The sequence below is a fragment of the Rossellomorea aquimaris genome, from assembly GCF_001877785.1.
GTDB lineage: Bacteria > Bacillota > Bacilli > Bacillales > Bacillaceae_B > Rossellomorea > Rossellomorea aquimaris_A.
Window position 1 is genome coordinate 19,688 of the sequence record NZ_MINN01000073.1, and the last position, 15,523, is coordinate 35,210.

General features: G+C 41.3%; 15 protein-coding genes. All 15 read right to left on the bottom strand.

Annotation, left to right across the window (positions count from 1 at the left end):
- Positions 1-2: 2 nt before the first annotated feature.
- The 15 genes from BHE18_RS03690 to BHE18_RS03760 all read right to left on the bottom strand — a co-directional run bounded on the left by BHE18_RS03690 (position 3) and on the right by BHE18_RS03760 (position 15,111).
- Positions 3-428, bottom strand: coding sequence for a hypothetical protein (locus BHE18_RS03690; protein WP_083573604.1), 426 nt, complete (start codon positions 426-428; stop codon positions 3-5).
- On the bottom strand, positions 421-1,077 hold the full coding sequence (locus BHE18_RS03695; protein WP_071617298.1) for a hypothetical protein: 657 nt from the start codon (positions 1,075-1,077) through the stop codon (positions 421-423). The genes BHE18_RS03690 and BHE18_RS03695 overlap by 8 nt, the downstream gene beginning before the upstream one ends.
- Positions 1,070-1,447, bottom strand: a complete 378-nt coding sequence (locus BHE18_RS03700) for a hypothetical protein (RefSeq protein ID WP_071617299.1) — start codon at positions 1,445-1,447, stop codon at positions 1,070-1,072. Before BHE18_RS03700 ends, BHE18_RS03695 begins: the two co-directional genes overlap by 8 nt.
- 27 nt (positions 1,448-1,474) lie before the next feature.
- Positions 1,475-2,053, bottom strand: coding sequence for a hypothetical protein (locus BHE18_RS03705; protein WP_071617300.1), 579 nt, complete (start codon positions 2,051-2,053; stop codon positions 1,475-1,477).
- A complete protein-coding gene (locus tag BHE18_RS03710) occupies positions 2,046-3,683 on the bottom strand; it encodes a hypothetical protein (RefSeq protein ID WP_071617301.1) in 1,638 nt (545 codons plus the stop codon). Before BHE18_RS03710 ends, BHE18_RS03705 begins: the two co-directional genes overlap by 8 nt.
- 15 nt (positions 3,684-3,698) lie before the next feature.
- Positions 3,699-5,093 (bottom strand): vWA domain-containing protein, encoded by a 1,395-nt coding sequence (locus BHE18_RS03715; protein WP_071617302.1) that lies wholly within the window; start codon positions 5,091-5,093, stop codon positions 3,699-3,701.
- A 25-nt stretch (positions 5,094-5,118) separates the two neighbouring features.
- Positions 5,119-5,325 carry a hypothetical protein gene (locus tag BHE18_RS03720; RefSeq protein ID WP_071617303.1) on the bottom strand — a complete coding sequence of 69 codons (207 nt, stop codon included), beginning with the start codon at positions 5,323-5,325 and terminating at the stop codon, positions 5,119-5,121.
- A gap of 36 nt (positions 5,326-5,361) precedes the next feature.
- Entirely contained in the window at positions 5,362-6,294 is a 933-nt protein-coding gene (locus BHE18_RS03725; protein WP_071617304.1) for a type II secretion system F family protein, read from the bottom strand.
- A gap of 4 nt (positions 6,295-6,298) precedes the next feature.
- On the bottom strand, positions 6,299-7,225 hold the full coding sequence (locus BHE18_RS03730) for a type II secretion system F family protein (RefSeq protein WP_071617305.1): 927 nt from the start codon (positions 7,223-7,225) through the stop codon (positions 6,299-6,301).
- The gene (locus BHE18_RS03735; protein WP_071617306.1) at positions 7,222-8,571 is read right to left on the bottom strand and encodes a CpaF family protein; all 1,350 of its coding nucleotides are present in this window, start codon (positions 8,569-8,571) and stop codon (positions 7,222-7,224) included. The genes BHE18_RS03730 and BHE18_RS03735 overlap by 4 nt, the downstream gene beginning before the upstream one ends.
- A 10-nt stretch (positions 8,572-8,581) precedes the next feature.
- Positions 8,582-9,736 carry an AAA family ATPase gene (locus BHE18_RS03740; RefSeq protein WP_071617307.1) on the bottom strand — a complete coding sequence of 385 codons (1,155 nt, stop codon included), beginning with the start codon at positions 9,734-9,736 and terminating at the stop codon, positions 8,582-8,584.
- Positions 9,720-10,478, bottom strand: coding sequence for a flagella basal body P-ring formation protein FlgA (locus BHE18_RS03745; protein WP_071617308.1), 759 nt, complete (start codon positions 10,476-10,478; stop codon positions 9,720-9,722). Before BHE18_RS03745 ends, BHE18_RS03740 begins: the two co-directional genes overlap by 17 nt.
- Positions 10,479-11,082: 604 nt before the next feature.
- Positions 11,083-12,291 (bottom strand): alanyl-tRNA editing protein, encoded by a 1,209-nt coding sequence (locus BHE18_RS03750; protein WP_071617309.1) that lies wholly within the window; start codon positions 12,289-12,291, stop codon positions 11,083-11,085.
- 149 nt (positions 12,292-12,440) lie between these two features.
- Positions 12,441-13,379, bottom strand: a complete 939-nt coding sequence (locus tag BHE18_RS03755) for a nucleoside hydrolase (protein ID WP_071617310.1) — start codon at positions 13,377-13,379, stop codon at positions 12,441-12,443.
- 34 nt (positions 13,380-13,413) lie between these two features.
- On the bottom strand, positions 13,414-15,111 hold the full coding sequence (locus BHE18_RS03760) for a transglutaminase domain-containing protein (protein WP_071617311.1): 1,698 nt from the start codon (positions 15,109-15,111) through the stop codon (positions 13,414-13,416).
- Positions 15,112-15,523 lie beyond the last annotated feature (412 nt).

Below are 15,523 nucleotides of genomic sequence, written 5' to 3' on the forward strand. Positions count from 1 at the left end.
TTTTAACCTCTCCCAAATTCTTCAATCTTATTAATCTTGAATTGTAAATACCAAACGTGAAATAAAACCAATAATACAGGTTTTATTTCTACATCCTGACTGTTCATTTCTATAACTTCCTTAGTTCTAAAAGCAGAGTAATACAATAAGCCTAAGAAGTAATACGATAATATCAGGTTGATAGATTCAATTGTAGTTTCTCCATAGGGTGTTAGGAATGCTCCCCCGATGAAGTTAATGACCAATGAAAGAATCAAATATATTGCACAAACAATCCACCATTTATAGGGAATTTTATCTTCTGATGTAATGTTGTTGATCTCTTTTTTTCTATTAATAAACCAGAAAGCCAAATAAGTCCCGCCAGTTATAACAGTTAAAAACACCGCAAGAAAAACATTTACTTTTTTTATTGGTTTTTTAGACATATAATTCTTCCCCTCCATTTTTATATTTTAATGTCAAGTAAATATAGATAAGAGGGAAAAGAGCCGCGTTGATCAATGACCTGGAAATAACGTAAACATAGAAGTTATTATCAAACGAGCTTAAAAGAAAAGTGATGCCCGACCATGCTAAAAGATTAATACTAAGAATAATAAGCAAATCTATCAGTATGAAGAAGTTCTCTTTAATCAACACATTGCCAATTTTCTTAAAAATATGCGAAACCTTCTTTTGATCTATAAATAGTGGAAATAAGATAAGGAGAATTACACAAATGATAGAGGGGACTATTAGTACAATCCCCCATACGGCAATAGTAAAAAGAGCTAAAGTAAATAATATAATTATCCCAAAACCATTAACAAACTCTTTAATTAATTCCCAAAGTGTAGTAGATTCTTCGTCATTCACCTCTGATAAAGCAATTCTAATAAATGGCGGGTAAAGCAAGGTGAAATTAATCAATGTGATTAAGGCTGCATAGATATTAGCATACTGAGTGTCTACCTCTTGAAATACATAAAAAATTGCCTGAAAGCAAAATATTGAAACTGGAACAACGAGAACCAGTCCTAATAGAATTATTCTAAGGAGATTCCGATTATAAATACCTAAGCTATCCTTAAACATTTTCTCTACCTGACTTTCTATATACTATTTTCACAACAAACAACGCAGCTAAAAGTGATAAGGAAGTGCTTAACAATAGATTATTATTAATTTGCACCGGATCAGCCAGAACATAGACATTAAACATGTAATAAGCAGCAAAATAGTTCAAGACGGTTAATGATACACTTCCCAAAAAAGCAGCAGCATAAGGGGTATGCTTATTTTTGAGTGGTGCTACAATTCCTATAACTACATTGGAAGATAAAAATAGGAAGTAAATGATTACCGGCAGTGACGGCATATTAAACAAACCGATAATAAACGAAATAATAATAGTAAATAGCAAAGTAATACCGACTGCTTGAAGCAGTCCTTTTAAACTAAACATAAAATACAACCCCTTATGCATAAAAAATTATTTGTTTAATTCATTCATTCTTTCTGGTGTTATAAGAAGAATGGGAGCAATGAAAAGAAAAAACACAGCTCCAAAGAATAGAAAGATAGAGATTGTAAACGCATCAGGATTCGCGCTTAAGTTCGCATTTAAAAATAATATTGTGCCAAAACCTATAATAAGGGGGACAGTAATCATATAGACACGTCCCAGGGCAGATTTAGTAGGGTTTTGTACTCCTCTGGCAATTCTTTCAGATATAAAATAAGGGATCGCCGCCATAGCTATAAGGAAAAATAATGCTATCCAAAAAATAAAACTGTCAGCAAACACCCTAAATAACGGGATTGAAAAAAAGACCGATAACGCTACTAACATAAAATATGATAGTAGCGAAAAATACCTCTTGCTATTTTGACGGTTATACCTCCACAGTAAGAAGAAAACAAAGCCTATTGTTAATGAGAGAACCACATTAAACCCTAACAATATCCAATTTTCTTCAGGAACAAAACTACACAAAAATCCCATCAAGAGTAAGAGAAATGTAGTTTGGACTATTCTACTCTTCTTAAACGATACAACTTCTTTAGCCAAATAAACCACCTATCCTTTTAAAAGCAGATGAAACACCATCAGATACAGCTTTTGCCCCTTTTTTAGCTAAATCAACCCCACCATCATAGGCATTTTTAATTAATTTAGTAGCACCTGCTTTAAGCCTTCTTCCAGTAGCTGTGCCGTTAATTAAGTAAGTGGTAGTTAACCCTGCGCCTAATCCCACAACTGCTCCTACGGCCGTTCCAACAACCGGAACAGCTGAGCCTGCCAGTGCACCAGCAGCCATACTAGAAGCAACACTGCCAATAGCTGTAGATCCAACGCCTATTGCAACATCAGTAGTAAGAGTTGCTGCAAAATCTGTACTTCCTATTCCTTTTGATCGTTTGATCGGATCATCGCCAAATCCATAATCGTAAATTGAATTAAACGAAGATAAAACTGCATTTACAGGGCCACCCAGCTTTAATGAATTACTAAATTTCCAAAAACTCTTAGAGGCGGGATTCCATGATTCGTTAAGGGACTTTACTAATGAATTTTTTGTATTACCCCAAAAGCCTGCGCCCCCACCAATCGATTTACTTTCAAAGAAACTGTCAAACCTAGATTTTCCAATATGTCTTGAATTGGGACCGAAGTGTGCTTCATTCCCATCAAATTTATACGTTTTATATCTTTGATAAAACCAATCTGAAATTTTATTGTTTAACTTATTCTTTCCATAAACGGAGTATTTTCCGTTGCCTAAGTCTTTAAAATTAAAACCTGCATAATAAGAGGCGCCGGCTTGCGCAATTTTGTCAAAAAAACTTAATCCGTACCTTTTGTAGTCTTTAAGAAGACCTACCATAAATCCTGCTGGACCTCTACTGGTATCGGTGCTGCTAACAAACAAATTTAACACAGATGGATTAGACTCGGCGGCAGTACCTTCGGAAGTATTTCCTTCTCCTCCAGGGTTTCCATTTTTCACAGAATTCCCACTTGCATCGGGATCTCCGCCTTCGAACCCTGTACCGTTTCCGTCCGGATCTCCACCTTCTACAGCATTTCCGTTACCGCCTGGATCTCCTCCTTCCACAGCATTACCGTTTCCATCAGGATTACCGCCTTCAATGGCATTACCATCTCCATCGGGGTCTCCTCCTTCAACGGCTTTACCATCTCCATTAGGGTCTCCTCCCTCAACGGCTTTACCGTTACTTCCTGGATCCCCGCCTTCTATAGCTTTACCATTACCATCCACGTTTCCTGAGCTGGTTTCACCAGCCCCTGATGGATCCCCAGGGGAAATTGGGTCCCCGGGGGTAAAGCTATCTCCACCAAAAACAAAATTAGGAGGAAGAGGAGGAGCATTTGGAATGATGAAAGTCCCGTTAGTCAAAGGGAAGTTTTCTAAAATCGGCGTCCCGGAGCTGATGTTCTTCCCATCGTTATAAGAATCTCCCGGATTTATTGCATCCCCCGGTTGAAAGACATCTCCAGGTATGAGAAAATCTCCGCCACTGATGGGATCACCTGGGCTGATTGCCTGACCAGGTTTGATGGGTGTTCCTGGGGTGATAAACGAACCGGCCAAACCAACCAGAGGGAATACATTCCAGAATAAAAGAATGCTAATTAACATCAGGCTGAATAGTTTTGTGCAATTTACTTTTTTCATACAATCACCCCAGTTCTATTGACTATTGAGTTGATATTTTTCTTCTAGTGCTTTTTTTGCTTCTTGTAAATTCTTTTGATTCAACTCTTTTAATTGTGCTTTGAATTCATCAATTTGTTCACCAATCCACTTATGATACTCATTGTTCTTATTTTCTAAGTAAATCCTTGAATCATTACTCATATAGTCGAATTCTTTAAAAGTTGAAAGAAGTAAGTTAATCTGAACTCTTTCATCGGTTGCTTTTACATCTTCCTTGGTTATATATTCAAAGATATCCAAACTATTTTGAACTTCTTTCAGTTCGATTGATTGTTCTCCTTTTTCTTTCCATTTATCCCATGCTTCCGCAACACTATTTATTTTTTCAAGTTCTGCTTTTAGCCCTGCTTGATCTTCAACATTGGAATAAATCCCCTCAGTGGTATCAGCAATTTCCTTTAACTGCCTTTGACCTTCACCGTCAACATCAAAACCGATCACATTGATGATCGGGTTTAAATTGGAATCATACAAATCTTTTGCTGCATCAACCGGGTCCTGGTCACATGTTTCAATCCCATCACTTACAAGATAAACAATATTTGTATTGTTCTCTCCATTAAACTTTGATAGATCTTTTTGAGCTTCTTTTAGTGCAAGGGAAATCGGTGTCCATCCTGTCGGCTTCACTTGGTCCAGAGCTGATTGAAATTTTGCAGTATCATAGGTGTTTATTGGATATACGATTTCAGAACTTTTGCAAGAGAGTTCTTTATCAGAATCTGCATTGCTTCCCTTATGCCCGTATACCCTCATCCCAACTTTTGTTCCTTCTGGCAGCTCTTTTACAAAATTCAGGATTTCTTCTTTGGCTGACTCCATCTTGGTATTGTTACCTGCGTTTTGAGCCATACTCCCTGAAGCATCAAGAATGATTTCAACATTAAGATTTTCTTTGAATTGATAACGCGAGTCTTCAATTTCTGGATTCCCAAAAGATTGAAACTTTAGCTGTTTCATCATTTCTTCCGGGCCCTTAAAGTCTCTTTGAACCATACTTAGTAATTCTTGATAATAATAATCAAGTTCCTCTTCTGATGGGTTATTTTTAACATCAGGCAAGCCTTTAAATCGTTCCACTGCTTTTTCTCTATCTTCTTGCGTCAATAAGGGAATATGCTCCGATTCTTCACCAACAGGCATTTCTTCCAATTCTTCATAAGAAGACGGCAGTGGTTTGATATCCAACTTAACTTCTTCCTTGTTCTTTTCAGTGTTTTTTCCTTCATTATTATTTTTAGTAGATTCATCATTTGTTTGTTCTACCTTCTGAGATGCAGTATCTGCTTTTTCATTCTCTTCATTTCCACAACCGATAATAAATATCGATACCCCTAGTACTACAGGCAGTATTCTCTTTAAGTACATTTTTCTGCCTCCTAATTATTGTGAATTAGCCTACCATCTCAGTGATTTTTTTGAATATATTGCTAATGATTGTCGTGATGCTTCCTTTGCTATCACTTACAGCTGTAGACACAATTCCTAATACTAGAATTAATAATGCAGCTAATCCAAGCCATTCAAGTGACTGTGCACCTTTTTCGTTTTTCACCGGTGTCGTTAATTTTACGTAAAGCTCAGTTAATTTGTTCATCATGATTTTTTCTCTCCTTAAGTTGTTTTATTTTTTTATTTACTGAAACATCTGGAGGATGTTTCGGTTTTCACTAAACATATTTATAATCATTAAACCGCCAATAAGTATTAGGGCTGATGGAAGAACGAGAAAGGTTGTTATAAGCGTTACTTTCGGAGATGCTTTCGCCGCTTTTTCTTTGATCATTTCTTTCTTGATTTTTCTCATTTCCTCAGCTTGCAGTTTAAATGTTTTTGAAATTGGAACACCAAGGCGTTCGCCTTGAATCAATGATTTAATAAGCAGCTGGAACTCCCTGCTGTCGTTCCGTTCCAAGAGAGTTTGATATGCTTCTCCCCTTGGAACCCCTACACTTAATTCTTGGATGAACCGACCGAATTCTTCTTTGATTGGCCCTTCAAAATAGGGTACGATATCTTGCAAGGCTTGATTAAGCCCCACTCCTGCTTGAAGTGTGACACTCATCGTGTCAAGGAAGTCAGGAAGCTGGAACGATAGATCTTCCTGACGCTTTTTGGCTTTACCATTTAACCAGAGAATGGCTCCTCCATAACCTGCAATTGGATAGAGAATAACAGCGACTTGTGAAAATGGCAGCTGCAAAACAAGGCATATTCCGCCTATTATCAGTCCGATTACCAGAAAGAACATCTTTAATCCCTGGAATCTCTCAACAGTCAATCCGTATGGATGTCCCGCTTTGATTAATAGCTTATTAATTTCGTGATCTTCACTGAAAAAATTAACCCGCTGACCGATTGCTGTGAAATCATCCGCATACCCAAAAATTTTGGTTAGGATCTTTTCTTTTCTCGTAGCCTTTTTTTCGAAAGAATTATAGATATAGGTTTTTTGAGCTACTTCTTTTTTCAATTCGTTTTTTGTCACTATATAAGAATAGAAGCTTTTTAAGCTTAGGCCTAAAAATAATAGAGTCAGTACTAAAAAAATTACGATTAATCCATCCATGCCATCACACCCTAATGTTGGTAACCTTTCGCACTAAGAAGAATGTCAAAAAGGTCCCTCCTATGAATAGGAGCAAAAGTATAACACCCAGACCTGTAAATAACGGATCGAGGAAACCCTCAATGATGTTATTCATCATTAAAACAAGAAATATTGGAATGACAGGGACGATATATGCTACATATCTTTGTTCCGCAGTCATTGTTTTAATTTCCTGCATCAGGATCTTCCTTTCTTCCAGTGTCTGACCCATTTCATCCAGTACAGAAAATAAATTACCCCCTGCCTTTTTTTGAATGAGTATGGTAGCGACAAATAACTTGAATTCTCGATTATCGATCCTTTTCTCCATAGATCTGATTGCAGTGTTGAAATCAATACCTAATGAAATTTCCTGAGCCAGTCGTTTAAATTCACTCTTTGCAGGTTCACTTATTTCTTGAGCTGCAAGCTGGACACCCTGATTAAGAGTCATCCCCGACCTTGTTGCGTTAGCAAGAAGCCTGCATATTTCCGGCAATTGCTGGGCAAGTCGCTGCTTTATAATATTTTTCCTTAATAAGAAGACAAGCCTCTTTCCGCCCTCAAGAAACATAAGCGATACGAAAATGCTAATAAGAAAATTAAGGTTGAAGAAGTTGCCAAGTACGATAACAAAGCCCATAACGGCTACCACCTGTGCTCCAAAGTACTCAGATGGCGTCAATGGAATGTTGGCAGCTCTCAACTTTTCATAAATAGGCTGTGCTGTCTCTGTACGGTCAAACCGGTCTCCCAGAAGTACAATATAGCTTTTTCTCTTTTCGCCATTGCTATAGAAGTCGTGAACTTGCTTCTTCCACTCCCTCTTTTCCTTCCTGTATTCGAGGAAAAAATTCAATGCGATTATAAATACCAAAGTAGCAATTGTAGTGACTAGAGCTGCAATCAAGTGCTCACCTCCTCATATAGAGGGCTAAAAGCAGCTTCGGATATTTCATTTCCAAATACCTTCAAACGTTCTAGACATTTCGGGACATAACCGGTAGCTGTATAGTAACCTTCAATCGTGCCATCTTTTTTCATGGCTGTCCGTTTAAAGGTAAAAATTTCTTTCATTTCATGACTTCCATCGGCATTTTTCATAACTTCCGAAATAGAAATAATTTTCCTGGTTCCATCTGTTAATCTCGTTGCCTGAACAATGATATCTAATGCACCGACTATATACTCTCTGACGATATGAGAAGGGAGATCCATCCCCGCCATTACAACCATGGCTTCCACACGCCGGAGCGCATCCTCAGGTGAATTGGCATGGACTGTAGTAATCGAACCTTCATGTCCGGTGTTCATTGCCTGAAGCATGTCAAAGGCTTCCCCGCTTCGTACCTCCCCTACGATAATACGGTCGGGTCTCATACGAAGAGCATTTTTCACCAAGTTCCTGATAGAAACCTCTCCTCTTCCTTCAACATTTTCCGGCCTTGCTTCCATCCCTACAACATTAGGTCTATCCAGCCTTAACTCTGCAGAATCCTCTATCGTTATGACGCGTTCTCCAAATGGTATAGAAGCAGCCAATACATTAAGAATTGTTGTTTTACCTGATCCTGTACCTCCCGAAATCAATGTATTTAATTTGGATTTGACTACGGCATCAAGAAACTTAGACATATTGGAATTTAACGTGTTGAAGTTAAGCAGATCATCCATTTTAAACGGTTCAGCTCTAAATTTCCTTATGGAAACCAACGTACCGTTTAAACTAATCGGAGGTATGACAGCATTTACCCGGCTCCCATCTGGTAATCTGGCATCTACCATTGGCGAGCTTTCATCAATTCTCCTGCCAAGAGGTGCAACAATACGGTCTACTACGTGCCTAACGTGTTCATCATCCCTGAACTTCACATGACTGATTTCAAGTTTACCTAATCGCTCTACATAGATTTCTTCAAATCCATTAATTAAGATTTCTGTAATCGTTTCATCATTAATCAGAGGCTCTAGAGGCCCGTATCCCACAGACTCATCTAAAATTCTAGATATTAGTAACTCTTTGTCATTCCGTGAAATAATCACTCTTTCTTCCGACATGAACTGTGATACAAGCTGTTCAATCTTTAATCTCATCTCACCTTGAGTGAGTTGTGTTAGGGCTTCGAGGTTTGTATCTCTTAATAACCTGGCTTTATAATGCTCTACAAGATCATCCACCAGGTGATTCTCATATTCATAGGAAGTCGGCCGATTCTTACTCATTTTTTCTTTTCGTTTATCAAATAGAGACGACATCGTTTCCCTCCTAACTTAAGACTGACTTAGCAAACTTTCTGACATCCTTAGCAAAAGGAATGAGTCTCTTCTCCTTAGGAGACTTTCTGATTGGTTCTCCTTTATTTACATAAGGTTGCAGCCCTTTTAAATCTCTGCGAATGGATGCTGTGATTGGGAATCTCAAGATATCCTTTAAATCGCCTTGTTGAAGTTCGTTTTCTTTAGAAACTTCATTAAGAATAATTTCCATCCGCGACTGCAAATCGATTCCCAGCCTGGTACATAATTCTTCATAGTGCTTTAACACCTTTAATGAGGATGTTTCCGGATAAAGAACATAATATATTTTGTCTGATTCTTCTAAAGTGGTGACCATCAAATTATTCACTTCGGAAGGTAGATCGATAATTACATAATCAAACGATCTTCGGCATGTTCTTAATAACTTAGCAATAAATTGTTCATCCAGCGTTTCCCCTACTTCCGCATCACAAGGACTGACCAGGATTTCCATTTGAGAGTGAGATTCAGTTTGAGAAACGTTTCTTACGTGGTTCTCATTCAGCTCATTTATTACAGGTGTCAAATCCGCTATTGAGCGGTTCGATTCGATGGACATGATAGTCTCTATACCGCCATATTGAAAATTGAAATCAAGCAAAATGACCTCTGCCGCTGACTCAAGTTTTAACGTTTGAGCAAATGTCGAAGAGATAACGGATTTCCCGCTTCCCCCTTTAGCACTGTAAAAGGAAAAAATTTGACCCCTTCCTTTTCCAAAGACCACCTGATTATCTTCTTGACTGCTTTTTTTCAACACGTAATTTTTCTTAATCGTTGGAAACCTGCTCAAGAAGAGAGACATCTCATCCGGTAAGACGAAGAAATCCTCCGCTCCTGCTCTTGTTACATTTCTCAGGACCGTAATCTCTGAGCTGACTGCCAGAAAAATTACGTACGTAGACGGGTTAACCGTTTTAATATATTGAATCAACTCTACTGAATTATCATTATCGGACTGAACAAACACGATGATATCCCTGGTTTGTCTGTTCACTTCCCTTACAGTATCTTCCGGACTGATGACTGTTACTGTGCTCTCTTCCTGATCCAGCGTATTGAGTACTTGATTTGAAATGATTTCATCTTCACTAACTAGTAGAATATCAAGATTCTTTTCCATTTGATGTGTCTCCTTGATTTGATTCTTTTGGTTTATCCTTACTAGCAGGTTTTTCTTCTTTTTTAGTTTCTTCTTTTGGTTTTTCTTCTGTCTTTTCTTTAGTAGTTGTTTCTGTTTGGGCTGATTTGGAGTCTTTTCCTACATTTGCTTTCAGAATTCTTATATGTTCTGCATAGTTTTGGACATGAATTAACTCAGATGCCTTTTCTTTTGGAACTACTACGGCAACCCCTGCAAAATTTTTTTCATCACCTTCAGCGTAAGAGACGGGAACGTCTTCCATAAATAGTTCTGTTTTTCTTTCGCCATTAACCTCGCGGGACACTATGATGTCAATTCTATCTAAGGCTGCGATTACTTGATCAAATTGTATTTTGTCATTCCTATAAATGGCTACTACTCTATCATTTTCATTGTTCAGGTTGGATGCAGGTTTAATCATGTTAGACGTAATAATGTCCCCATCACTTAGCGGAACAACAGAAACCCTGTCTTTCAATTCAAGCTTTCCGGTGATATGAGATTCCGTTACAAATTTATTAGGTATTTCCATCCCCTGTATTTGACTTTCTTTAATTAATGTTCTAGAAGGTATATCTCCTTTCGCGACATACACTTTGGTCATTCCACCCAGCTCTGAATTAAGATCCTTTACTTTGTCATAAACTAAGTAACCAGCTACAAGCGCTAAAAGAAAAGCTAAAAATAAAAATATAAATGCCCTTTTTTTGGACTCAATCATTCTCTTCACTCCATGTAGTTAATTCTGATATAAACGGTGCTAAGCCAATTTTATATAACTCCGGCGACCTCCTCCTATACTCCCTGCATTGTTCTTGGTGAATTATTTTCTTGCTTATGTATTCATTCGATTCTTTCTTTTTCTTTACGAATGAAAATCAACCACGATGTCAATCCCACCCATAAATGATACAAATGTATCAGTATTCAATAATTTGGAATTAAATCAAATCTTATTTACCACTAATTTCAGGTTTGAAAACCTGAATGTCATATTTTGTTCATAATTTTTTCCTATATATTAATTATCATCGGATGCTTCAAACGTCAATGAGTGCCGGAGATTGTCGAATCTTGTCTGTTAGTTTAGGACTAGCAGCGACTTTGCGAACACATCATAATATAGGCATTAAGTTCTGAATCTAAAGTTTTAACAGTGAAAAATCAACCGTTGAAGAAGCAACATACGTGGTAATATTTAGGCGATTTATTGTAATTGTTAAATTTAGTAGGTATTTGTAATTATTTGTTGATGATGTTTTCACAAAAATACCCCACCCCATAAAGAAAGCTCCCCGACTGTCAGTGGAGAGCTTTCTTACTGTTCATGCTTCATTGAGGAGATTTTCAATTTTATCCAATAAAGCTTGGGATGATAGTACCGGTTCCCCGCCGCCCTGGATGAAGTCTTCTTTTCCTCCGCCTTTGCCGTTGATGAGGGCAAAGATCTTTGGAGCAAGTTCTTTTAAGTTTGTGTCCGCCTGCTTCCCTTTAGCACCTACGATTTGCAGTTTAGCGTCATTTTGGACGGCCAGGAAAACAATTGCCGCTTCCCTTGCAGCGACCAATTGCCGTGCGAGCTTCTGCAGCTCCTGGATGGGACGGTCCTGGTAGGCCCCTTTGATGAAGGAGGCACCTCCGGCAATCTTTACTGCTTTTCCTGCAAGATCCTTCGCTTCATATTTCAGAAGTTCCTGCTTCACTTCTTCGAGCTGTTTTTCCTGGGCCTTGATTTTATCTAGAAGCTGGCTTGCTGCTTCCTTCATGTTGTCCTGCGGCGATTGAAGAACAGCGGTCAGGTCTTTTAGCACGTCATTCTTTTGGTGAAGCTGCCCGAGCACACGGTCTCCGCATACGAACTGGAGGCGGATATGCCCCCTGTGCTTTTCCCAACCCAGTATCTTGATGGCTCCCACTTCTGAAGTGGAGCGCGGGTGGGTGCCTCCGCAGCCGTTGTAATCAAAGTCCGGGATTACGACCAGGCGTACATCATCCGATACGGCAAGCGCCTTGCGCAGTGGATATGCGGCTGCTTCTTCCGAGGTCATCCACTTTGTGTCGATGGGCCTCGCTTCCCGGATCACCGCATTGGCCAAAGCTTCTGCCTTGCCGGCGGCTTCCTCTGTCATGTTTTCCACAGCCAAATCGATTGTCAGGGTTTCTTTCCCCAAATGGAAGCTGAACGTTTCATATCCGAGCGCCTCTGCGAACGCCGCGGATAAGATATGCTGGCCGGCATGCTGCTGCATATGGTCAAACCGTCTCTTCCAATCAATCTCCCCCGTGATTGTTTCAGGGAGATCCTCAAACGGTTTTTCCACGTAATGCCTGATTGCACCATCCTTCTCTTCAACATCCACCACCGGGATGCCGTCGAGGGTCCCCTCATCAAAGGGCTGTCCCCCGCCTGTCGGGTAGAACGCTGTCTGTTCCAATACGACAAAGTGGCGGCCGTCTTCATCCTGCCCCTGCCGGGTGACGGCCGTCTCGAATCTGGTTATGTATGCATCATCATAAAATAGCTTCTTTGTCATAATAATCCCTTTCCTTTCTTTTTTATTACTGTAACATATCCATCTTCTGCAACCTTACACAATGGCCTGATCCCAATAAGAAAACAGGAAAATTCTCAGGTCATTTTAAAAATGCAGCAGACCCATATGGGCCGGCCGCATTGTTGTCGTCAATATGTTTCTAATGTCCTGATCAGCATATTCCAAAACTTCTCATGATCCAATTTCAACGCCACATTCACATTCGGCTCCCTGCCGGTCACACCGTGCAGATCCACAAGCGTCATCCCGTAGGTGAGTTCGCCTTTCGTCTCGATGTCGACCCTCAGCTTCTTCGTTTCAACCACGGTCGGGTCGATGCAGTAAGCCACGCTGCACACATCATGGACAGGCGGATGCTCAAAGCCGAAGAACTCCAGGTATGTTTTCCTGAAATAGGTCAATAATTCGCTGACGAAGCCAGCTGCCGGATTGCCGATTTCTGCAATCCGGCTGCAGACGTCCCGGTCCGCGAGAGCCTGGTGAGTGAGATCCAGCCCCATCATCGTAATCGGGACGCCGCTCTCGAATACCACCTTCGCAGCATCCGCATCGACATAGATATTGAATTCAGCCGCCGGGGTCCAGTTTCCGAATGTCCCTCCGCCCATGATGACGATTTCCTGTATTTTCGATAGTATCGCCGGTTTCCGCCTCATTGCCATCGCAATATTGGTCAGGGGGCCAACCGGGACAAGCGTGATATCACCATCTGATTCCATCAATGTACGGATGATGAAGTCGACCGCATGCTCCTCTCCCGCCTGTTTCACAGGGTCTGGGAGGACAGGGCCGTCCATCCCGGAGTCCCCGTGGATGTCAGCCGCTGTTTCCCGTTTCCGGATAAGGGGCTGGCTGTTCCCCTGCAGCACCGGGATATTGTCGATCCCTGCGATTTCGCATACCTTCAGCGCATTCAGCGTGGTTTTCTCCAACTCTGCATTTCCCGCCACGGTCGTAATGCCGATGAGGTCAATGGCTTCATGTCCTGCCGCAAGCAAGATCGCGATTGCATCATCGTGTCCCGGATCGCAGTCAAGAATGATTTTTCGTTTAGGTTGTGTCTGCATAGAAGTTACCGCCTTTTCCACTAGTCTTGATGATTTAATATTCTACTCCATAGCGCGTATGGGTCTTTTCAAATTCAGCGGGATTCGGATCGAAATATTTCTCATTGAAATCCGCTACAAACTTATCATCCTTGATGTAGCCCGATCCCCATGTCGGATCCATCGTCAGCCACTTTCCGTCCACTTTCGCCTCGACCCAGGCATGACGCTGCGGCCACCAGCCGCCGCGCGCCATCCCCTCAATGAATCTCGCTTCGATATCGCTTGCCCTTAAGAGAGCGACGGCAAGATAGGCATAATCCTGGCACACTCCTGTCTTTTCATCGAGCGTCTTGAGCGCACTGTCGTCCCACTCAAACTCTGAGTTATCAAGCTTTTGAACGTCATAGCTTACGTTTTTAGCTGTATAGTCATAAATCGCCTTCGCTTTATCACGGTCGTTCTTTTTACCTTCCGTCAGCTTCTGTGCCAGCTCCTTAATCTCCGGTGCATCGGACTCCACACCTCTCGATGGCAAAAGATCCCGCTTATCCTCGCCTGTCGACTCGACCTCGAACTTGGCAAAGCCGTAGAACCTGAACGAATCACTGAATTCTTCCTTGATTTCCGGCACGCTCAGCGTCACCTCATACGTTCCCGGACCGAAACGGAGGTAGAAGGAGTCATCAAACGTAAAATCCTCGACCGGAATGACGTCCAATGCCTCATCCTCCCCTTTCTTCGTCGTCACATAAATGTGGTCGGTTTCCGGTCCGAACTCGGCTTGGGGATCGATTGTCCCTGTTACTGTGTATTTGCCGTCCGATTCGTCTCCGCCGTATTGCGGGGACTCAAGTGTGACGCCGCGCTCCATGTATGCATTGGAGAATTCGATCGGGCTCATCGTCCGGTCTGATTCATTGTCGAGAAGAAGGCTCGTTGCGGTCTGGTAATAGTTCTCGCGCTCCTCATCCGGAACGAGCACTTCCAGTTCATGAACCCCTTTCCCATAAAATAAAGGCACATCATATGAAAACTTCCCGTCCTCAACCGGGATGACATGCGTCCATGTTTCACTGTCTTTTTTCAGCTTCAGCATGACGGTTTCGCCGTCTTTCAACTCATCCGCTTTTCCCTTAAGGGCAAACACTTCATTTTCCTTCGTGTAGCTGGAATCGGCAGTCACTTCCATACCCGCGTCGCGGCCGAACGGAGTATATGTCACATCCCGCTTCTGGTCAGGATTCACATTATGGACAGTGAAAGATGCCGTATCATAAAAATAGTTCTCCTGATCCTTACTCGGGAGCTGGACCCTCACGCTGTATTCGCCTTCGCCATTGAAGAAATGGATGGCCTGCTTGAACTTCCCGTCCTCGATCGGGGTGTAATATTCAAGCTGATCTCCTGCAGGGCCTTCATCCTTTGAGCGGACCTTGATCCAGGCATAGTCCGATTTCAATCCGGATGCCTTCTCGATATCCCCTTTTATCACCACTTCCCCGTTCGCAGCAAACTCCTTATGAGAAGGTTCATCCAGGGTTGCACCGATTTCCTCGCTGTAAGAGGTCAGCTCGAGCGGTTCCAGCTCAAGCTCCTTGTTCTTCTCTTTTACAAGCATTTCATATTTATCTTCTTCTTTTTTCTCTTCCTTTTTTGCTTCCGAGTCAGCCGAACTGCTGCAGGCCGAAAGGAACATCATACTCGCCATGAAGCAAAGCATCATGACAACGATGGGATTCTTCCTTTTCATCACATTCTCCTCCATTAATCTCCGTTTTGCATCATCTCTTTTATGTACGTTTTAGACAAATTTTGGTTTCTGATGCTTTTTTACCATTCTGAATGTCTTTGTAAACCTGTTCAAGTGGAATTTTTTGGAGGATCGGATATTAAAAAAGCCTCCCTTCGATTTGAAGAGAGGTTTTTTTAAAAGTTATTGGCTTTTTAATACCGCAGTTGATCTCCGTGGAAGACTTCGCTTTCCGCGGGTGACCCGTGAGCCTCCTGATTCACGGTGTAGTAACTGTCCAGCTACAGGGCTTAGAGGCACATGTCATAAGCCAAACCGACCAAGAAGGCAAAGAGCGCCTTCCAGGCCGATTCGTCTTATGCCACACGCCTCTGAACGAAGCCCTTCCGCTTTTCGATTAGGAGTCTTCGCC